18 protein-coding genes are annotated in these 20,481 nt (G+C 66.1%); 6 read left to right on the top strand and 12 right to left on the bottom strand.

Going from position 1 to position 20,481, the window contains the following annotated elements; translation table 11 throughout:
* The first annotated feature begins 104 nt into the window (after positions 1-104).
* A complete protein-coding gene (locus E4P09_RS08020) occupies positions 105-1,376 on the top strand; it encodes an MATE family efflux transporter (protein ID WP_137389296.1) in 1,272 nt (423 codons plus the stop codon).
* Here the strand turns inward: E4P09_RS08020 and E4P09_RS08015 are convergent.
* The 12 genes from E4P09_RS08015 to E4P09_RS07960 all read right to left on the bottom strand — a co-directional run bounded on the left by E4P09_RS08015 (position 1,362) and on the right by E4P09_RS07960 (position 15,295).
* Positions 1,362-2,369, bottom strand: a complete 1,008-nt coding sequence (locus E4P09_RS08015; protein WP_239025057.1) for an NAD-dependent epimerase/dehydratase family protein — start codon at positions 2,367-2,369, stop codon at positions 1,362-1,364. The genes E4P09_RS08020 and E4P09_RS08015 overlap by 15 nt on opposite strands.
* Before the next feature lie 99 nt (positions 2,370-2,468).
* Positions 2,469-3,500 carry an ATP-grasp domain-containing protein gene (locus tag E4P09_RS08010; protein WP_239025056.1) on the bottom strand — a complete coding sequence of 344 codons (1,032 nt, stop codon included), beginning with the start codon at positions 3,498-3,500 and terminating at the stop codon, positions 2,469-2,471.
* A gap of 237 nt (positions 3,501-3,737) precedes the next feature.
* Positions 3,738-6,143: a transketolase gene (locus tag E4P09_RS08005; protein ID WP_137388968.1), complete on the bottom strand. Its 2,406-nt coding sequence runs from the start codon at positions 6,141-6,143 to the stop codon at positions 3,738-3,740.
* 171 nt (positions 6,144-6,314) lie between these two features.
* Positions 6,315-7,106: an IclR family transcriptional regulator gene (locus E4P09_RS08000; RefSeq protein ID WP_170984291.1), complete on the bottom strand. Its 792-nt coding sequence runs from the start codon at positions 7,104-7,106 to the stop codon at positions 6,315-6,317.
* A gap of 97 nt (positions 7,107-7,203) precedes the next feature.
* Positions 7,204-9,510, bottom strand: a complete 2,307-nt coding sequence (locus tag E4P09_RS07995; RefSeq protein ID WP_170984290.1) for a xanthine dehydrogenase family protein molybdopterin-binding subunit — start codon at positions 9,508-9,510, stop codon at positions 7,204-7,206.
* Positions 9,507-10,025, bottom strand: a complete 519-nt coding sequence (locus E4P09_RS07990; RefSeq protein ID WP_137388965.1) for a (2Fe-2S)-binding protein — start codon at positions 10,023-10,025, stop codon at positions 9,507-9,509. Before E4P09_RS07990 ends, E4P09_RS07995 begins: the two co-directional genes overlap by 4 nt.
* 3 nt (positions 10,026-10,028) lie before the next feature.
* Entirely contained in the window at positions 10,029-10,904 is an 876-nt protein-coding gene (locus tag E4P09_RS07985; RefSeq protein WP_137388964.1) for an FAD binding domain-containing protein, read from the bottom strand.
* Between the two features lie 24 nt (positions 10,905-10,928).
* Positions 10,929-11,666 carry an SDR family NAD(P)-dependent oxidoreductase gene (locus tag E4P09_RS07980; RefSeq protein WP_137388963.1) on the bottom strand — a complete coding sequence of 246 codons (738 nt, stop codon included), beginning with the start codon at positions 11,664-11,666 and terminating at the stop codon, positions 10,929-10,931.
* Complete coding sequence (locus E4P09_RS07975; RefSeq protein WP_137388962.1) at positions 11,663-12,826, bottom strand: branched-chain amino acid ABC transporter permease; 1,164 nt, start codon at positions 12,824-12,826, stop codon at positions 11,663-11,665. The genes E4P09_RS07980 and E4P09_RS07975 overlap by 4 nt, the downstream gene beginning before the upstream one ends.
* Complete coding sequence (locus E4P09_RS07970; protein ID WP_137388961.1) at positions 12,823-13,722, bottom strand: branched-chain amino acid ABC transporter permease; 900 nt, start codon at positions 13,720-13,722, stop codon at positions 12,823-12,825. Before E4P09_RS07970 ends, E4P09_RS07975 begins: the two co-directional genes overlap by 4 nt.
* A gap of 2 nt (positions 13,723-13,724) precedes the next feature.
* Positions 13,725-14,519 carry an ABC transporter ATP-binding protein gene (locus tag E4P09_RS07965; protein WP_137388960.1) on the bottom strand — a complete coding sequence of 265 codons (795 nt, stop codon included), beginning with the start codon at positions 14,517-14,519 and terminating at the stop codon, positions 13,725-13,727.
* A complete protein-coding gene (locus tag E4P09_RS07960; RefSeq protein WP_137388959.1) occupies positions 14,516-15,295 on the bottom strand; it encodes an ABC transporter ATP-binding protein in 780 nt (259 codons plus the stop codon). The genes E4P09_RS07965 and E4P09_RS07960 overlap by 4 nt, the downstream gene beginning before the upstream one ends.
* Before the next feature lie 272 nt (positions 15,296-15,567).
* Between E4P09_RS07960 and E4P09_RS07955 the strand changes: the two genes are divergently transcribed.
* From E4P09_RS07955 to E4P09_RS07935, 5 genes are read left to right on the top strand one after another with little or no spacing between them, the layout of a single operon-like run.
* Positions 15,568-16,806, top strand: a complete 1,239-nt coding sequence (locus tag E4P09_RS07955; protein WP_170984289.1) for an ABC transporter substrate-binding protein — start codon at positions 15,568-15,570, stop codon at positions 16,804-16,806.
* 41 nt (positions 16,807-16,847) lie between these two features.
* Positions 16,848-17,621 carry an SDR family oxidoreductase gene (locus tag E4P09_RS07950; RefSeq protein ID WP_137388957.1) on the top strand — a complete coding sequence of 258 codons (774 nt, stop codon included), beginning with the start codon at positions 16,848-16,850 and terminating at the stop codon, positions 17,619-17,621.
* A 16-nt stretch (positions 17,622-17,637) separates the two neighbouring features.
* A complete protein-coding gene (locus E4P09_RS07945; protein WP_170984288.1) occupies positions 17,638-18,057 on the top strand; it encodes a Zn-ribbon domain-containing OB-fold protein in 420 nt (139 codons plus the stop codon).
* The gene (locus tag E4P09_RS07940) at positions 18,054-19,196 is read left to right on the top strand and encodes a thiolase family protein (protein WP_205042038.1); all 1,143 of its coding nucleotides are present in this window, start codon (positions 18,054-18,056) and stop codon (positions 19,194-19,196) included. Before E4P09_RS07945 ends, E4P09_RS07940 begins: the two co-directional genes overlap by 4 nt.
* A gap of 5 nt (positions 19,197-19,201) precedes the next feature.
* Positions 19,202-20,470 carry a CaiB/BaiF CoA transferase family protein gene (locus E4P09_RS07935; RefSeq protein ID WP_205042037.1) on the top strand — a complete coding sequence of 423 codons (1,269 nt, stop codon included), beginning with the start codon at positions 19,202-19,204 and terminating at the stop codon, positions 20,468-20,470.
* Positions 20,471-20,481 lie beyond the last annotated feature (11 nt).

Genomic DNA, 20,481 nt, shown 5'->3' with positions numbered 1-20,481 from the left:
CGGACGAAGTTGCGGTCAGATCTGCGGATGCCATTCAGTTGAGCGTCACCACCGTCCATCCTTTTCAGGTGACGAACCGGCTCGTGCTGTCGATCGCGGTGCCGATGACGCTCGCCTTCGTCACCACGCCGCTGCTCGGCATCGTCGGCACGGCCGTGGTGGGGCGGCTTGGCGATGCAGCCCTGATCGGCGGGCTCGCGGCCGGCGCCGTGGTGTTCGACGTGGTGTTCACCACGTTCAACTTCCTGCGCGCGGGCACCACGGGGCTCACGGCGCAGGCGCTCGGCCGCAGGGACGCGGAGGGCGAGCAGGCGGCGTTCTGGCACGCGGCCGCAATTGCCGCTTGCTGCGGAACGGCCCTGGCGCTTCTCGGGCCGGCCATTGCGCTGGCCGGCCAATGGTTCATGGGCGCCGATCCGGCCGTATCCCGGGCGATGGCCACCTATATCGAGGTCCGCATGCTGAGCGCGCCGGTGGCGCTCCTCAACTACGCCATTCTCGGCTACGTGCTGGGGCGGGGCGAGGCCCTGTTCGGGCTCATGCTGCAGATCGTGCTGAATGTGACCAACGTCCTGCTCTGCATTCAGCTCGGACTTGCGCTGGAATGGGGCATCGCCGGGGTCGCCTGGGCCAGCGTCGGCGGCGAAGCGGCAGCCGCTGTCTTAGGTCTTGTCGTCATTCTAGTCCGTTTTGCCCGCATGCCGCCCGTCTCCCGCGGCCGGCTGCTGGACAAGGCGGCATTGCTGCGCATGGTTGCGCTGAACCGCGACATCATGATCCGCTCCTTCGTGCTGCTGGCCGCCTTCGCCCTGTTCACCCGGCAGGGCGCGCAGTTCGGCACGGTGGGCCTGGCGGCCAACGCGGTGCTGCTGAACTTCTTCCTGATCGGCAGTTACTTCCTCGACGGCTTTGCCACAGCCGCGGAGCAGATCACCGGCCGGGCGATCGGCTCGCGCTATCGACCGGCGTTCGACCAGGGCGTGCGCATGACCATGGCCTGGGGACTGGCCCTGGCAGCCGTCGCAAACATTGTGTTTCTGGCCTTCGGCTCGACTTTCATCGAGCTCATGACCACGTCGGCCGGCGTTCAGCTCGAGGCCAAGCGGCTGCTGGTGTGGGGCGCCTTGACGACGCTCACGGGCGTGCTTGCCTTTCAGATGGACGGCGTTTTCATCGGCGCCACCTGGTCGCGCGACATGCGCAACATGATGCTGCTGTCGTTCGCCGTCTACGTGGCGCTGCTGCTCGGCCTCGGGCACCTGTTCGGCAATGCCGGGTTGTGGGCGGCGCTGCACGGGTTTCTTCTGGCTCGGGGCGTGACGCTGCTCGCTATCCTGCCGTCGCGTCGGAAGGCGGCCTTTTCATCGGGGGCTTGAGTAGCTCTCCGGCAGACGTTTCATCGCATCGCGCACCGTCGCATCCGCGCGCGAGAGCCAGGCAACGGTCTCGGCGAGCGCGCCGTCTATGGCACGGGGCCGATAGCCCAGGTCTTCCCGTGCCTTGTCGATCTCCAGCGGGATGGACCTGAGTGCCACCCGCACAGCCTCGGGTGTGGCGAGCGGCATGCGCTGGCTGATATGATTCGAATACCATTCCGCGGCGAACCCCGCGGCCAGAGCCGCAAAGCCGGGAATGTTGAAGGTCGTGGTGCGGCGGCCGCATATCGCATCGATCCGGCGGATGAGCTCGCGCACGGTCAGGATTTCGCCGCCGAGAATGTAGCGCTCGCCGACCCGGCCATGGTCCGCCGCCAGCATGATGCCGGTGACCACGTCGCGCACATCCACCACGTTCAGGATGCAGTCCATGACGAACAGCGGCGGATGATTCAGGAACAGCGACACCATGGCCGTCGGCGCCGTCCTGTTGTGATCGCCGGGACCGATGGGAACCGTCGGATTGACGACGACTACGGGCAAGCCATTGCGCGCTGCGTCCAGCGCCGCGAGCTCGGCCAGGAACTTCGACCGCGTATATGGGCCCGCCATGTCCTCCACCAGGGTCGGGCTGCCCGGCCCGTGGCCATTTGCTGGAAACATGACCGTCTCCGACGAGCAGTGCACGAAGCGCCGCACGCCCAGCTCCGCGGCGACCGAGAGAACAGTCTCGGTGCCCTGATGGTTTGCGCGGTCGAAATCCTCGGGGTCCGGTGTCCAGAAATGGGCGATGCCGGCGAGATGGTACACCGTGTCGACACCTTCCATGGCACGGCGGACGCATGCGGGGTCGAGGATGGAGCCCTGTATGAACTCCCGCGGGAGGTGAAGCCGTGGGGGCTGCAAGTCCAGCACCCGCACCGCATCGCCGCGCGCCGTGGCCGCCGCGACCAAGTGCTGGCCAATGAACCCACTTCCGCCCGTTATCAGCACGCGGCGCTTTGCATCCTCCCCGTTTCTCGCAGGCGTGGAACCGTTTCTATCCAATTGGGCAACTCCAGATTTCGCCGCCGCGTCAGGGCCGGGGGCCGCCTATCCGACCCGATCACAGATGATGCGGATGCTTTGCGGTGTCAGAAGGTGAGTTCCCCAGCCGCGCTTGGGCATCTGCTCGGCGGCCTTGGGGGTGATGAGCAACAGGAGAGCGACCGCGACGGTGGGTGCTACACTCGGCCAATCCCATCTCAGGGGTGTCAACTCCTCCTCACTCGTACGATAGATCCCGCTCCCGCGGACTAAACGCACAATCTCGCGCAGAAGTTCCCAACGCGAACGGCTGCGCAAGGCACAGCCGAGCAGGGCCTGCATCGCGAGATGGGAGCGGATGCCGGTCCGGCCGGGCGGCAAAGGCGCCGTCTGATCTGCGCAGGTGACCTGCAGCAGCCGATCGAGGAGGTCATGACCGGCGAGCCAAGCGTTCATCGGCTCCACCAGTCGCGGATTGCAGTCGATGTAATGGATGGCGCCGGACGCCTCCGAGGCGAGGTAATCGACCGAGAGGGCGCCGTGCCAATGCAGATGCTCGCCGAGCAGAGCCAAATGGTCGTGCAACTCCGGCCGGTCAATGCTTTCCTTGACCGCATCGCCACCACCGGCGCCGCGGACGATCTGCCGATAGGCATGCAGTCCGATAAGCTTTCCATTGCTGAATACCGCCTGTGCGTGCTCGACCGTTCCCTCAATGAAATCCTGAGCAAGAACGGCATCCGTGAAGCCGGAAATCTTGTCTAGTTCCTCAACTGCACAGCGAAGACTTTCGCGATCTTTAACAAGCCACACGCCGCGGCTGGCCGTGCCTATCGAAGTCTTAAGAACAACGGGAAATTTGTTCAAAGAGAGCGCCTGCTGGCGCGTCTCGATGAATTGTGTGGGAGGCTGGGGGAGGCCGAGCTCGGACAGCACGCGGCTGAAGCCCGCCTTGCTGTGCACCTGTCGATAGGCCTCCAAGCTGGGCAGCGCCACGGCCGCGCCGCCCGGCAGCTTGTCCCGCAGCCTGCAGAATGCGAGGCCCTGCTCGTGAATGGGCAGCAGGATGTCGAATGGCTCTCGCGCCAGCAGGTCCATGACGAAGGCGACAAAGCCTTCCGGGTCAACCCCCAGGCCCGGGCAGCGATGGTATCGGCGCACGAAACGCGAGAACCGCGCGATGCAGTGCGGGTCCGGATCGCAGATCTCGACGTCATGGCCCTGGAGGCCCAGGATGGTGACCGCCTCACGGGCGGAGGTGCTGGAGCCCTCGGTCAGAAGGATGCGCATGCAGTCCCATATCGTGCCGATCTTGGCCAGTCGACTAGGAACGGTTCACGCGACGTGCAGATGCTTGATCGGACGGCCCGGGGCGATCATGGCCGCAGCGGAGATGATGCCCTGCGCATCGATCCCATAGTGGCGGTAGAGATCGGCTATGCTGCCGGTCTGCCCGAAATGCTCAACCCCGAGCGAGCGGGTGCGGTGGCCGGCGACCGACCCTAGCCATGCCAGGGTCGCGGGGTGCCCATCGAGGACGGTGACCAGCGCGCAATGGGGCGGCAGTCCGCTCAGCAGCCGCTCGATATGGCTGCGCGCCTTGATAAGCCCGCGCTCGCGCGCCCGCTGCGCCGCCGTCCAGCCGGCATTGAGGCGGTCGGCGGAGGTGACGGCCAAGAGGCCGACATCACGCCGGTCCTCGGCCATCAGACCCACGGCCTGGATCGCCTCGGGCGCGACCACGCCGGTATAGGCGACCACCACCTCGGCATTGGGGCCGGGACGGCGCAGCCAGTAGGCGCCATCGATGATGTCGCGCTCAAGCTCCGGCGAAATCTCGCGCTGCGGCTGCTCGATGGTTCGCGTCGACAGCCGTAAGTAGACCGACCCGCCCGTCTCGTCGCGCAGCCATGACCGCTCTTCGACATCGCGCTCGGGGGCATCGCTCTCGCCGGAGCGCTGCACATAGTCGAACGACCAGTGGAGAATGGTGGCAAGCTCGTCCACGAAGGCCGGCTCGAAGGCGGCCAGCCCGTCCTGCGCCATGCCGATGAGCGGCGTGCCGATCGACTGGTGCGCGCCGCCTTCCGGCGCCAGCGTCACACCCGACGGCGTCGCGGCGAGAATGAAGCGCGCATCCTGATAGCAGGCATAGTTGAGAGCATCGAGGCCGCGGGCGATGAACGGATCATAGAGCGTGCCGATCGGAATGAGCCGCTCGCCGAAAAGCGAATGCGACAGCCCGAGGGCAGACAGCAGGATGAACAGGTTCATCTCGGCAATGCCGAGCTCGAGGTGCTGGCCCTTGGGGCTGAACTCCCAGCTGAAGGTCGAGGGGATGCGCTCGGCCTTGAACAGGTCCTTCATCGCCTGGCGGGCGAACAGACCGCGGCGATTGACCCACGGCCCGAGATTGGTGGACACGGTGACGTCAGGCGAGGTGGTGACGATGCGCTCCACGAGCGGGTCCGACGAGCGGGCAAGCTCGTTGAGAATAAGCCCGAAGCCCTGCTGGGTCGACATAGCACCCTGGTGCGGCATGGGGAACGTGTCGGGAACTGGCAGGCGCGGAGCGGCAAGCCGGCGCCGGCCTTCCGCGTTGAACGGAACGGTTGCCAGGAACCGTTCCAGTTCGGAGGCAGGCAGCGACAGCCCCTCGAGCCGGTCCCATTCATGGCCGGGGCGCACGCCGATGCTCGCCTGGTACTGCCCGAGCTGCGTGGGCGTGAGCAGGCCGGCATGGTTATCCTTATGGCCGGCGAGCGGCAGGCCGAAGCCCTTGATGGTATAGGCGATGAACACCGTCGGCCGGTCATGGTCGATGGCCTCGAACGCGGCCAACAGGCTCGGCAGGTCGTGTCCGGCGAGATTGGTCATGAGCCGGGCGAGCTCGTCGTCGCTGCGGCTCTCGATGAGCCGGGTGACCGGGCCCTGGTCGCCGATATCGTCGAGCAGTCGCTTGCGCCAGGCCGCACCCCCCTGAAAGGTCAGAGCGGAATAAAGCTGGTTGGGCGCGTTGTCGATCCACTCCCGCAGCTTGTCGCCGCCGGGCTCGCGGAAGGCGGCTTCGAGCAGCGAGCCATATTTGAGGATCACCACGTCCCAGCCGAAGGCCGTGAAGATCGCTTGGAACCGTTCATAGAGCCCTTCGCGGATCACCGCATCCAGGCTCTGGCGGTTGTAGTCGATGATCCACCAGCAGTTGCGCACGCCCTGCTTCCAGCCTTCGAGCAGGGCCTCGAAGATATTGCCCTCGTCCATCTCCGCGTCGCCGACCAGCGCGACCATGCGCCCCTCGCGCCGCCCGTCGGCCCAGCCATGGGCCTTGACGTAATCCTGCACGAGAGAGGCAAACAGTGTCTGCGCCACACCCAAGCCGACGGAGCCGGTGGAGAAGTCGACGTCGTCGCCGTCCTTGGTGCGGGAGGGATAGGATTGCGCGCCCTTGTAGCCGCGGAAATTCTCGAGCTTTTCCTGGGTCTGGTGGCCAAGCAGATACTGGATCGCATGAAATATCGGACTGGCATGCGGCTTGACTGCGACGCGATCCTCCGGCTTCAGCACCGCGAAATAGAGCGCCGTCATGATGGTGGCGAGCGAGGCCGAGGACGCCTGATGCCCGCCGACCTTCAGCCCGTCGTCACTGGGGCGGATGTGGTTGGCATTGTGGATGGTCCATGTGGAAAGCCACAGGACCTTTTTCTCCAGCTCGGCGAGAAACGGCAGGCGAGGGTCGGTCATGGCTGTTTCGCGCTCTCTCGGCATACGCTGGCCTCTTGGCAATCCACGCGTTGAACCAGGTCCGGCTTGCTGCACCGTTAACGGGGCGCGCCGGCGGTCCTGTAAAAGATCACGAGCGAAGCCTTACGGCAAGCGCCGGCGATCGGGCGCTGGTCAGGGCAGGAGGTCAGGTCAGGCGGGGTGGAACACGCGCCGCTTACCGCCAATCGACTTGGTGACCTTGTCGGCACAGTCCATCAGGAGCTCGGCGATCCGCCGTTCGGTGCTCGGATCGAAGCGGCTTTCCGGGATGGTGAGGCAGATATCGCCGATCGCTTCGCCACTGCTGCCGAACACCGGCGCGGCGATGCCCACTGCATCGACCGTGCGCTGCCCATGGGTGATCGCGTAGCCCCGCTCGCGGATGCGCTGGATCTCCGCTTCCAGGCGGTAGCGTTCGGTGATCGAGCGCGACGTGGCAGGGGCGAGCCGCGTGCGGTCGATGATCGAGGCAATCTCCGTGTCGCTCAGGAAGGACATGATGGCCAGTCCCGATGCGCCCACATAGACGGGCAGCCACTTGTTGAGCTCGATCTGATAGCGCAGGGGGTGGGAAGATTCGACCATGGCGGCGAAGATCATCTCCTGCCGCATGCTGTCATAGAGGCCGAGCAGCGAGGTCTCGTTGCAGGCATCCGTCAGCTGGCGCATATGGGCAAGGGCGATCTGCCGGATCGGCATCTGGGCGATGGCCAGATAGGCCAGGCGCAGGAATTCCAGACTGAGCGAATAGCGGCCGGTCTGCGGATTGTGGTTGACCAGATCGGCCTGGACCAGCTCCGACAGCAGGCGGTGGGCGGTGCTGGGCGAGACATTGAGGCCCGCGGCCATCTCGCGCACGCCCACGTCCTTCGCGTTCTCCTGCACCATCCAGGTGAGCGCCTTCAGTGCCTTCGAGATGGGATTTCTACTACTGGTCTTCACGGCGCTTGGCCTGATGTCTTTCTTTTCGCCTTCCGGGCATTGATTTGGCGTCCCTGTACCGCGAGCCCGCCGCAGGTCAATAGCAGATTCGACGCGCTTACGGCCGATCCTCGGCGGGAAGCTTGCCCAGGGCGCGCAGGATCTTCTCCGGCGTGATCGGCAGGTCGCGGATGCGCACGCCGATCGCATCTTCCACTGCATTGGCCACCGCGGCGGCAATGCCGGTGGTCGGACCCTCGCCAATGCCCTTGGCGCCATAGGGACCATCGGGATGAGGGATCTCGACGAATACCGGCGTGATTGGCGGCAGGTCGGCGCTGGTGATGGTGGGATAGTCGTCACCGAAGGCAGCATTGGCCACGCGCCCGCTCTCGTCGAGAACCAGCTCCTCCATCAAGGCCGCGCTGCAGCCGATCGCCACGCCGCCATCCACCTGGCCCTCGCAGGCAGCGGGGTTGAGGGTGCGGCCGGTATCATGCGCCGAGACGATATTGTGCAGTGTGACCTTGCCGGTATCCGTATCCACGGAGAGTTCGACCCCCTGGCTGCTATACAGCCAGAAGCCGGTGATGCGTCGGCCCTGCCCGGTTTCGAGGTCGAAGGGCGTGGTGCCTTCCGGCACGTAGGAGCCGCGGCCGACGATGGGCCCATAGGGGCTGCCCGGCCGCACCCCGGCAATCTCCTTGAAGGTGCAGAACCGGTTCGAGTTGCGCACCCGCACCGTGCTGTCGCGTACCTCCAGCTCCTCGATGGGCGCATCCAGCAGCTCGGCCGCCTTCTCCAGAACCTGCTTCTTCGCATCCGTGCCGGCGCGGATGACGGCATTGCCCATGTTGAAGGTGGAGCGGCTGGACGAGGTCGACCGGTCCGGCGGGGTGACGGCCGTGTCGCTGGCGATGAGGTGCACGTCCTCATACCGCGCCCCGACCGCCTCGGCCGCAAGCTGGCTCATCACCGTGCGCGCCCCCTGGCCCATGTCGGTCGTCGCGCACATCACGTTCAACGTGCCGTCGTCGTTCATCTGGATGAAGGCGCTGGAGCCGGACGGCGCCACGCTGGACTTCGCCGTGGTGACGATGGCGCGGCCGCGGCCCGGCGGTTTCGGCTCGTCCCAACCCATGGCGGCGGCGCAGGCGTCCAGGGTCGGCTTGAGGCCGATGGCCTTGAGGCGCTCGCCGGTCGCGGTCTCGTCTCCATCCTCGATGAGGTTGCGGCGGCGGATCTCCACCGGGTCGATTCCGAGCCCGCGCGCAATCTCGTCCATATGCGACTCGTAGGCGAACGACATCTCCATGATGCCGTAGCTGCGGAAGGCGCTGGTCACCACCTTGTTGGTGTAGACACAATAGCCATCGATCTTCTGGTTCGGGATGCGGTAGGGGCCAGTGACGGAGTAGCTGCCGTTGCGGCAGAGCAGAGGCCCTACATCCGCATAGGCGCCGGTGTCCCAGACTACTTCCGCCTCGCGGGCGACAATCGTGCCATCGCGCTTGACGCCTGTGCGGATCTTCACCGTCACGGCGCCGCGCACCCCGGCGGCGGAGAACACCTCCTCGCGGGTCAGCACCAGCTTCACCGGGCGGCCGTCGGTCTTGAGCGCGATGGCAACCAGCGGCGGCTCGGCCTTGAGCCCGTGTTTGGCACCGAACCCACCGCCCAGATAAGGCGCAATCACCCGAACCCGGTGCACCGGCCAGCCCAGGGCGATGGCGAGGTCGTCGGCCGCAAACCACGGCGACTGCTGGGTTGACCACAAGGTGAGCTGGCCGTGCCGCTCCACCTGGGCAATGCAGGCATGCGGCTCCAGGGCGCCGTGATTGAAGGCCTGGCTCTTATAGGTGCCTTCGAAGATCGCCTCCGCTTGCGCGAAGCCGGCCTCGCAGTCGCCTTTGCGCAGCTTGAAATGGCTCAAGACATTGCTGTTCGGCACCGAGGTGAACAGCTTGGAATCGCGCCAATAGCTCTCAAACTCCGGATGGATCAGCGGCGCGCCGGGCGCGCGCGCTTGCTCCGGATCGAACACCGCCGGCAGCGGCTCGTAATCCACATGGATGAGGCTTGCGGCCTCCCGCGCCGCGTCTTCGTCCTCCGCGGCGATGCCAACCACCGGCTCGCCCACATAGCGCACCCGGTCGATGGCCAGGAACGGCTGGTCACGCAGCGGCAGGTTATAGCGATAGGGCGCATCGCTGCCGCGCACGATGGCACGCACACCCTTCACCCGCTCGGCACGGCTGACATCGATATGGCGGATCTTGCCATGGGCGATGGGCGAGCGGACGACCTGCGCGGTCAGCATTCTCGGGAAGGCCAGGTCGGCGGTGAACACCGCCCGGCCCATCACCTTTTCCAGGATGTCCGCCTGGCGCACCCGCTGCCCGACAACCGATATGCGCTCATTCATGACGCCAGCTCCTTGGCACGGCTCGCGGCGCCATGGTTCATCTTCTGGGCGGCATCGGCGATGGCGCGGACGATGCGCACATAGCCCGTGCAGCGGCATATGTTGCCGCTGATGGCGGAGCGGATCTCCGCTTCATCTGGATGGGGGTTCGCTTGAAGCAATGCCAAACCGGTCAGCAGCATGCCGGGCGTGCAGAAGCCGCATTGCACGGCGTGATGGTCGATGAAGGCCTGCTGCAGCGGATGCAGCTTGCGGTCGGAGGTGCTCAGGCTCTCCGCCGTGCGGATCTCGTGCCCCACGGCGTCCACCGCCAGCGTGATGCAGGACAGGGCCGGCTCGCCGTCGATCAGCACCGTGCAAGCGCCGCAGCTTGCGGACTCGCAGCCCTCCTTGACGCTCATCCGGCCGCAGCCGTCGCGGATCACATCCACCAGCAGGTGATGTGGGCGCACGGGCACCTCGACGAGCTCGCCGTCCACGTTCAGTTCGATCATTTGCTTGGCTGCTCGTGTCATCGCTCACTCCACGGCCTTGGACTGGACCAGCCGGGCCAGGGCCTTGTTCAGCATCACGGTCAGGACATGCCGTCGGTATGCGGCCGATGCCCGCCAGTCGCTCGGGGGCTGTGACCAATCGGCGATCGCCGTCGCGGCTGCCTCGACCTGCCCTCTCAGGTCGCGGCAGCCCTCGAGCAGCGTTTCAACCGGCTGGCAGCGGGCGGGCATCGGCCGGCCGCCGACGGCGGCAACGCGGAAATCGTGGTAAGTCGCGCCGCGCAGGACAGCACTGACCGCCACCGCCACCACCGGCAGTTCGAAGGCGTTGCGCAGCGCAAAGCGCTCATAGACGAGCCGGTGATCGGGCGGCGGCGCCGGCAGCTCGAGCGCAGTGATGATCTCGCCCGGCTGCAAGGCCGCAGCGCCGGGGGTTTGCGCGTAATCTGTAACAGGCAGGGCACGCTCGCCCTGCGGGCCTCGTATTTCGAGCACAGCGCCACAGACCTGGAACAAGGGCACCAGGTCGCCGGTGGACCAGCCTTGGGCGACATTGCCGACCACGGTGGCCGCGTTGCGGATCGCGGGCGAGGCGATCTCCCCCATGACCTTCGCAAGCACTGGCCAGCGGCGGGCAAACTCGGCGGACCGAGTGAGTTGCGCGATGGTCACGGCAGCACCGATGCGGGCACCGTCCGGGCCGAAACGCAGCTCGCGGACGCCGGGCAGATCGTTGAGGCCTACCACCGTTCGCGCAGTCAGCTTACCGCGGCGGTAGCGCGTCATCACATCGAGGCCGCCCATTTTCGCCACCGCGCCGGGTTCGGAGAGAAGCGCGATGGCTTCGGCCCAATCCTTGGGACGCTTGTAGTCGAAGGGCTGTATGCCAGTTTCCGACATGATCGGACCTCTTGCCTTCAAGCCTCAGTCGAAGTGAATGCCGCCATTCACCTCGACCACCTCGCCGGTCACGAAATTCGCCGCATCGCTGCCGAGAAAGATCGCCACCCGCGCCACCTCGTCGGGCTGCGCGAGCCGGCCCAGCGGCGTGCGGCTCGCAATCTTGGCGATGAAATCCTGCGACCAGCCTTCGGACATGCCGGTCATGGTGAGCCCCGGGCAGACCGCGTTCACCGTGATATTCGAGGGGCCGAGATAGAGCGCGAGCGTATGGGTCAGCGCGATCACGCCGCCCTTCGATGCGGCATAGGCGGGGCCGCTGACCAGGGAGCCCATGCGCGCCGAATCCGAAGCGGTCAGCACGATGCGGCCGCCACCCTGCTCGCGCATATGGGGAAGCACCGCCTGCACCACGAGATAGGTGCCGCGCAGGTTGACGTTCATCACCCGGTCCCAGATCTCAGGCGTCAGCTCGTCGATCGTATGACGGTCGAGGATCGCCGCGAAATGCAGCACCGCGTCGATGCACCCGAAACGGTCGCGGCAGGCTGCCGCCGCCGCCATCACCTGGTCCTGCTCGGCGATGTCCACAGGGATGGGCAGCATGGCACTGCCGTTGCTCATCGCTGCGAGGCGTTCCTTGTCGCGGTCGCACGCGGCCACATTGGCGCCGGCAGCGAGCAGGATTTCAGTGGCCGAGGCCCCCATGCCGCTGGCGGCGCCGGTCACCAGGAAGGTCTTGCCCTCAAGTCCGAGATTCATGCCTTCTCCATTTCCCTGACTTGGCTAAGTGCCGCTCCGGATGTGGCAGGCGCTGCCGGTTCGGGCTTATCTCGCCGCCCTAACAGCACGAGCCTGCGCAGGCGGGCGAAACTGAACCGGGCCAGCCCGCCGGGCGCCGCCACCAGGAACAGGACGATGGCCAGCCCGAACACCACCTGGTTCAGCTGGGGCGCGTTGAAACCGAGCACGTGCACGTCATCACCCAGCACCTCGCGCAGGAAAGGCGGCAGGCCGGTCACGAACAGGGCGCCCAGCACGGCGCCCCGCACCAGGCCGAGCCCGCCGATGATGATCATGGCCAGGAACATGACGGAGAGGTTGAGGTCCCAGGTCTCCGGCAGGGCATAGCCGAACTGCGTGCCATAGAGCGCGCCGGCGATGCCGGCCATGAAGTCGGCCGCAACGAAAGCGGCGATCTTGTAATAGGTCGTGTCGATGCCGTTCATCGCGGCGGCGGTCTCGTTGTCGCGGATGGCCTGGAGGGCGCGTCCGGTCTTCGAGCTTTGCAGCCTGATCACCGACAGGGCGGCGAGCACGGCAATGAACACGGCGAGGTAATAGAGCTTGAGCGAGCGGCTGAGCACCAGCCCGCCGATCTCCGTCGGCTCCTCGAAGGAGAAGCCGCCGATTGCGGGTGCGGACAGGGCAAGGCCCATGGCACCGCCGGTGAGCCATTCCCAGTGGATGAACAGGTACTGCGCGGCGAAGATCATGCCCATGGTGACGATGGCGAGATAGATGCCGCTCAGCCTGATGGCGGCCGGCGCCAGCAGCAGCCCAACCAGGCCGGATGCCAGTCCCGCCACCAGCAGGCCCAGGACCAGCGGCCAGCCCTGCTGATTGCCGGCAACCAGGTCGAGCGGGAACGGCAGATCGCCCAACACGGCGTCGATCTCGGGGTGCATCGCCGGGCCGAGCATGCTGGCGGCATAAGCGCCGATGCCGAAGAATGCGGCTTGTCCGAGGGACACCAGGCCGGTGAAGCCGGTGAGGATCTGCAGCGACAGAGCCCCGATCACCGCGATGGCCGCAAAGGAACCCACCGTGATCCATTGCTCGTCGGCAATGTACGGCCAGGCCAGCACCAGCGCTGCAAGGATAGTCCAGCCAAGCAGGCGGAGAGGATGGGCCGCCGTCATACGCGCTGCCCTCCCGCTTTGCCGAAAATGCCCTGCGGCCGGAACAGCAGGATGACGATCATCACGATATAGCCGCTGACGATGTAGAATCCGCTGCCGAGCGCCGGCAGCAGGCTCGGCTGATAGCCCGCCATCATCACCTCGACCACGCCGATGATGAGGCCGCCGACCACCGCGCCGGGCAGCGAGGTCATGCCGCCGAGCACGGCCGCCGGAAAAGCGCGGAACGCCACATGCGCCGTGGCAGGCTGCAAGCCGTAGCCCGGCAGGCTGCCGAGGAAGGTCACGGCCACCAGGCCGAGCAGGCCCGCAATCGCCCAGGCGACAGCATGCACCCACTGCACATTGATGCCGAGCACGGTCGCGACTTCCGGGTCGGTCGCCACGATGCGCATGGAGAGGCCGAGCTTGGTGCGGTTGAAGAAGAGGGCCAGGGCGGCCACGCAGACCAGCGACCCGATGATCGCGGCGATGCGGATATAGTCGATGTGAACGCCGCCGATCACCAGCTGGCCGTTGATCGGCACGCCGATCGATACCTGGTTCACGCCGAACATGGCCTCGGCGGTCGTCACCAGCACGATATAGAGCCCGAGGGTGATCATCAGCTTGGTGTCGGCCGAGGAATTGGCCGCATGGCCAAGCACCAGCCGCTCGAGCCCGACCGAAAGGGCCGCGATGGCGATCAACGCCAGGATGAAGGCCAGGGCAAAAGGCGCGTTCAGGCCGCCAAGGCCGGCCACGTAGAGCAGATAGCCGGCGATGAGCACCATCGCCCCATGGGCGAAGTTGATGACGCCGGTGGACTTGAAGATCACCACGAAGCCCAGCGCCACCAGGCCGTAGAGCGAGCCCAGCGACAGGCCGAAGACGAGGAGCTGGATGAATTTCACCATGATCACGCCTCGGCCAGCGATGGAACTTCGTCGCCGATATAGGCGCGGATGACGTCGGGGTTGTTGCGCACTTCGTCCGGCTCGCCAATCGTCACCACCCGCCCAAAATCGAGCACCACGACGATGTCGGCCACATCCATGATCAGCCCCATATTGTGCTCGATCATCAGTATGGTGAGCCGATGCTCCTCCCACAGGGCGAGGATGGTCTTGGCAAGCTCGCGGCTCTCGTCCGGGGTCATGCCGGCGAAGGGCTCGTCCAGCAGCAGAACCCGCGGCTCGGAGGCCAGCGCCCGCGCCAGTTCCACGCGCTTCTGATAGCCATAGGGCAGCGAGCCCACCTCCGCGTCGCGCACCCCGCTGAGCCCAAGCTTGCCGAGCAGATCCTCCACCACCGCGGCGCTCGACCGCTCGTCACGCGATGGTGCCCTGAACGGCAGCGGCAGCATGCTCGAGACGATGCCTTCGCGAATGTGGAGGTGGCGCCCCACCATGACGTTGTCATAGACCGACATGCCGCCGAACAGGGCGAGGTTCTGGAAGGTGCGGCTCAAGCCCAAAGCGGCGCGCTTGTAGGGAGGCAGAGCCAGCAGATCCTGGCCCGACAGGTGGATCGAGCCCGCATTGGCCCGATAAGTGCCGGTGATGACATTCACCAGCGAGCTCTTGCCGGCGCCGTTCGGCCCGATCAGGCCGAGGATGTGGCCGGGGTAGAGGTCGAAGGACACGTCGCTGAGGGCGGTAACCCCGCCGAAGCGCAGGGTGACATCGCGGACGGCAAGCAGAGGTTCGGTCATGGCGCGGGCCTCGCCTCGGTGCGCCGGCGCAGCGGCAGCGATCCCTCGCCGAAACCAACATAGAAGTGCTGGATCATCTCCTGGCGCTTCAGGTCGTCGGCGCGGCCCTCGCCGACGATGGCGCCGTTCTGCATGATGTAGGCGCGGTCGGCGAGCTCCAGCGCCAGATGCGCATTCTGCTCCACCAGCAGGACCGTCTTTCCCAGGGCGCGCACGGCTCGGATGGTCTTGGCGATCTGCGTGATCATCACCGGCGCGAGCCCCAGGCTCGGCTCGTCCAGCAGCAACAGCTTGGGGTCGCTCATCAGCGCGCGGGCGATGGCCAGGATCTGCTGCTCGCCCCCCGACAGCAGCCCCGCAGGCTGCCGCCGCCGCTCCCGCAGGATCGGGAACTGGTCATAGAGATCACCGATGCGCGCGCGAACTGCCGGCCCGGCCGCGCTGATGCCGCCGGCCTCAAGGTTCTCCTCGACCGTGAAGTCGCGCAGGATGCGCCGGCCCTCGAAGGTCTGGGTGATGCCGATGCGGGAACGGAGGTGACCGGGTGCCTTCACCAGGTCGTGGCCCATGGCGATAATGCGGCCGCGGGTCACCCGGCCTCCATGGTGGGCCAGAAGGCCGGACAGCGCCCTGAGCAAGGTCGTCTTCCCGGCCCCGTTGGCGCCGAGCAGCGCAACGAACTCGCCTTCCGCCACGGTCAGCGATGCGTCCCGGACCGCATGCACGCCCGAGCCATAGGTGACCGCAAGATCTTCGACCTGAAGGAGCGCAGCCATGGGGCTGACTTCAGCCTCTTCCTGGAATCCACCCAACAGCGTTCTCTTAGAGAGAACATTTGTTCTTTCGAGGAGCGTATGAGTCTCTCGCCACTTTGTCAAACCCCGAACGGCTTATCATGCATTGCACGGGCTAGCGATCGCCCCACCGGTTGACAAAGTCAAAGCCTCGCGTCACGATGTGAACGAAACGCATGTTCTATTGAACGGAACACTCGGTTGGGCTCGCCACCGAGATGACCAAAATGCGATGGGAAGGATGGGAGGAAACGATGATCAGCAGACGGGACGTGCTTGCGGGATCCGTTGGCGCGCTGGCGCTTTCGACGACCGGATCCGCCGGAGCCTGGGCACAGGACACGCCGGGCGTGACCGATCAGGCGATCACTGCGGGGGTTCTGTCGGTGCTAACGGGGCCGGTCGCGCTGCAAGGCGTGCCGATCGCCAACGGCATCGACGCCTATTTCAAGGCTCGTAACGACGCTGGCGGCATCGAGGGCCGCAAGGTTGAGATCCTCAAGCAGGATCATCAGTACAACGGCCAGACAGCCAACCAGATCTTCGCGGAAATGACGCCGCGCGTGGCGATCTATGCGGATCTGTTCGGCACCCCAATCATCGCTGCACTGCAGCGCCGCATCAAGCAGGCGGGCGTGCTGGTCATCCCCAGCACCTTCGGCTCGCAGTTCTATGCCGACCCGCAGCTGATCATTCCGTTTGCGCCCTACACGATCCAGATCTGCAACGGCATCGATTACATCGTGAAGGAGAAGAACGGGAAGTCGCTCAAATGGGCAGTCGTCTCCCGGCACGACAATCTCGGTGCCGACGGGGTGGCAGCCTTTGATTACGCCACCAAGCACTACGACCTGGACGTCGTCACCAAGCAGACCTACGAGCCGACCGACACCGATTTCACCGCCCAGATCCAGGCGCTGAAGGATGCCGGCGCCAATGCGATCGTGCTGGCCAACACGTCGGCGGTGACCGCCCAGTTCGTGGTCGGCCTGACACGGCTCGGCGTGCATGCGATCTGGCTGGGCTGGCAGCCCTCGTTCGACCCGGGCCTGGCCAAGAACAAGGACTTCATGTCCATCGTCGCTCAGGACAAGTTCTATATCGGCTCGTGCCTCCCTGCCTGGTCGACCCAGGCGCCGGAAATGGCGAAGGTGCGCGAGGTGCGCGACAAGTACTATCCCGACCAGGTGCCGGATCCCTACTTCACCTTCGGCTATATCCACGGCGCCATGACCAATGCGGTGCTGGAGGCGGCCATCAAGAGCGGCGATCTCAGCCGGGCCGGAATCAACGCGGCGGTGAAGAATGTCGGCACCACGGACCTGAACGGGCTGCTCACCAACCCGGTGAACTTCGCCGAGCCGCCGCAGAAGCGCTTCCCGCGCGCGGTGCAGATCTGGGAGGTTTCGGAATCCGACCCGAGCTTCCAGGCGCCGGTCACCGACTACATCTCCGGTGAATCGGCGGCGACCTATCCCATGCCGGAAGCCTGAGTCTCGCCGGATTTCGTCGGTTGTAGCGACAGAGGACGTTCATGGATCTCAATCTTCGCGGCTGCAGGGCACTGGTGACCGGCGCAAGCAAGGGCCTCGGCAAAGCGTGCGCCAAGTCTCTGGCGGATGAAGGCGCGCAGGTGTTCATCTGTGCGCGCAACGCCGCCGACACCGAGCGGACCGCGAAGGAGATCGGGGCGGTGGCCTGGGCCGCGGCCGACGTCTCGAAGGCCGATGAGGTGCGGCGGCTGGTGCGCGAGGCGACCGAGCGGCTCGGCGGCCTCGACATCCTGGTCGCCAATGCCGGCGGGCCGCCCACCGGCCCGTTCGACAAGGTGCCTGACGAGGACTGGGACATTGCCAACCAGCTGACGCTGATGAGCGCGGTCAGGCTCACCCGTGAGGCGCTGCCCGCCCTTAAGGCTTCAGGCCGCGGCCGCATCATCCATCTCACCGGCTATGGGGTGAAGGAGCCGATGAGCGACCTGGTGGTCTCGGATTCGGTGCGGGCGGGCGTGACGGTGATGGCCAAGACGATCGCCACAGACCTCGCGCCGTTCGGCATTACTGTGAACTGCATTGCCCCGGGTCCGATCATGACCGACCGGCTGATCGAGGTGCACGCGGCGCGCGCCCGGGGCCTCGGCATCAGCGTCGACGAGCAGTTCAAGCGCTTCGCCGAGACCATCCCGGTGAAGCGTCTGGGCGAGCCCAAGGAGATCGGCGATCTCTGCGCCTATCTCTGCTCGGCTCAGGCCGGTTACATCACCGGCCAGGCCATCGTGGTCGATGGCGGCGTCAACCGCTCCATCTAGCTTTGCAGTGCCCGCCATGAATGTGCAAACCGCCGAGGAAACCGCAATCCAGTCGCTGGCCGGGGATGCCATCGCCCGGGGCAGCGACGGGCGACCGGTGCTCATCGGCGGCGAGTGCGGCCATTGCGGCGGTCAGATGTTCCCGCGCGCGCCCGTCTGCCCGGCCTGCATGAGCGAGGACATGCGGCCCCTGGAGCTGCCGCGCGAGGGCATTGTCTATGCCTTCACCACGGCCCATGTGGGGCCGGCCCATTGGCACAAGCCGTTCATGGTCGGCTATGTCGACCTGCCGAACGGGGTGCGCGTGTTCAGCCATTTGCGCGGCGAAGGGCTCAGGATCGGCGACACGGTTCAGCTGGCCTCCGGCGAGCTCGGCCGCGACGCGGACGGCATGCCGATCATGAGCTTCGTTTTCCAGCCGGTGGAGCGAGCATGATGCGGGGCGTCTCCGTCATTGGGGTCGGCATGATCCCGTTCGGCAAATATCCCGAGCGCAAGCTGGCGGATCTGGGCTGGCCCGCGGTGAAGGCGGCGATTGCCGATGCGGGGCTGGAGCCGCGGCGCCTCGAGGGGGCCTATTGCGGCACCGCGCTGGGCGGGATGATGTCGGGGCAACGGGTGCTCGGCCGCTTGGGGCTCACCGGCCTGCCCATCACCAATGTGGAGAATGCCTGCTCGTCCAGCTCCAGCGCGTTCCGGCAGGGGGTGATGGCCATCGAGGCGGGCCAATATGACGTGGTTCTCGTGATCGGGGTCGAGAAGCTCACCAAATTCGGCGGCGGCACGCTGCCGCTGGAGGAGGAGGATTGGGAGGTTCGCCTCGGTCTCTCCATGCCGGCGCTTTATGCCATGCGCGCCCAGCGCTACATGCACGATTTCGGCCTGACACGGGAGCAGCTGGCGCTCGTCTCGGTGAAGAACCGCAAGCACGGCGCCATGAACCCGGACGCGCAGATGCGCAAGCCTGTCACCCTGGGCGAGGTGCTAGACTCGCGCCCCATCGCCGATCCCTTCACCCTGCTGCAGTGCTGCCCGACCGGCGACGGCGCGGCCGCAATCGTCTTGTGCGCAACCGCCATTGCCCGGGAGTTCCGCAGCGACCCTATCCACGTGCTCGCATCCGACCTCACGTCGGGCAAATTCATGACCGGCTTTCGCGACATGACCATTCCGGAGATCACCGTGCGCGGCGCCAAGAAAGCCTATGAGCATGCCGGCGTCGGGCCAGAGGATCTCGACGTGGCCGAGGTGCATGACGCCTTCAGCATCGCCGAGCTGCTCTATTACGAGGCCTTCGGCCTCTGCGGCCGCGGCGAGGCGGGCGCCTTCATCGAGAGCGGCGCGACCACTTTCGGCGGCAAGATCGTGGTCAATCCCTCGGGCGGGCTGCTCGCCAAAGGTCACCCGGTCGGCGCAACCGGGGCGGCGCAGGTGGTGGAGATCGTGCGCCAGCTGCGCGGGGAGGCCGGCGAGCGCCAGGTGGACGGGGCACGGCTCGGGCTGACGCACGCTACGGGCGGCGGCATCTCCGGCTTCGACCACGGGGCCTGCGCCATCCACATTCTGGCCCGGTGAAGGCGATGGAGACGCAGCAGGAGATGACGGCCATAAGCGATCGTCCATCCCCGCCCCTCGCCGGGTTGCGCGTGCTCGACCTCACCCAGTTCCTGTCGGGGCCCTATGGCACGCAGATGCTGGCGGATCTCGGCGCGGAGGTCATCAAGCTGGAGCCGCCCCACGGTGATTCCTCGCGACATATTCCGCCCCATTTCATCGGCGAGGACAGCGTCTATTACGTCTCCATCAACAGGAATAAGCAGAGCGTCGCGATCGATATCAAGACGCCGGCCGGGCTGGACCTCGTGCGGAAGCTCGCGCTCGCCAGCGACGTGGTGGTGGAGAACTTCCGCCCCGGCGTGCTCGACCGGCTGGGCCTAAAAGGCAGCGAGCTGAGGGCCGAGCGCCCGAGCCTGATCTGGTGCTCCATTTCCGGCTTCGGCCAGGATGGACCGTATCGCGACAAGCCGGCCTATGACATGATCGTGCAGGCCCTGTCCGGCGGCATGAGCCTCACCGGCGAGCCGGGCCGCCCCGCCGTGCGCGCCGGCATACCGATCGGGGACCTTGCTGCGGGCATGTATGCGGCCAGCGCCATCCTGGCGGCGCTCTATCGGCGCATGGCGACCGGCAAGGGCGACACCATCGATATTTCCATGCTCGACTGCCAGGCGGCGATGCTGTGCTACCAGGGGGCCTATTACCTGCACTCCGGCCAGGTACCGGCGCGCCAGGGCAGCGCGCACGATTCCATCCCAACCTATCGCGGCTTCGTCACAGCCGACGGCTCGGAAATCGTCATCACCGCCAATACCGAGCGGATGTGGCAGGGCTTGTGCCGCGCGCTGGATCTGGCTCACCTGGCCGACGACCCGAAGTTCAAGACGAACCGCGAGCGCTACCAGAACCGGTTCGCGCTGTGGCCAATGCTCGAGAAAGCCTTCCTCAAGCACACGGCCGCGGAATGGGTGCCGCTGCTGGAAGCGGAGTCGATCCCGGTGGGGGTGGTCAATACCCTCGACCGGGTGATGGTGGATCCACAAATCCAGCATCGGGCCATGGTCATGAGCCTGCAGGCGGATGATGGGCGGAGCGCGCGGGTCATGGGCAATCCCATGGTCTTTGCCGAAGCGCGGCGGACCCAAGATCTCTATCCGCCCGCCCTGGGCGAGAACACCATGGATGTGCTACGCCACACGCTGGGATTAACCGACAGCGAGCTTGCCGATCTGGTGAGCGCCGGGGCCATCGCGGTCTCCCGGCCGGCCGAGGAGGCAAAGCACGCTGGCTAGCCGAGCAGGGG

Source organism: Rhodoligotrophos defluvii (assembly GCF_005281615.1).
Lineage (GTDB): Bacteria > Pseudomonadota > Alphaproteobacteria > Rhizobiales > Im1 > Rhodoligotrophos > Rhodoligotrophos defluvii.
Note: the sequence above shows the minus strand (reverse complement) of the source record. Positions and strands in the feature narration are given on the sequence as shown.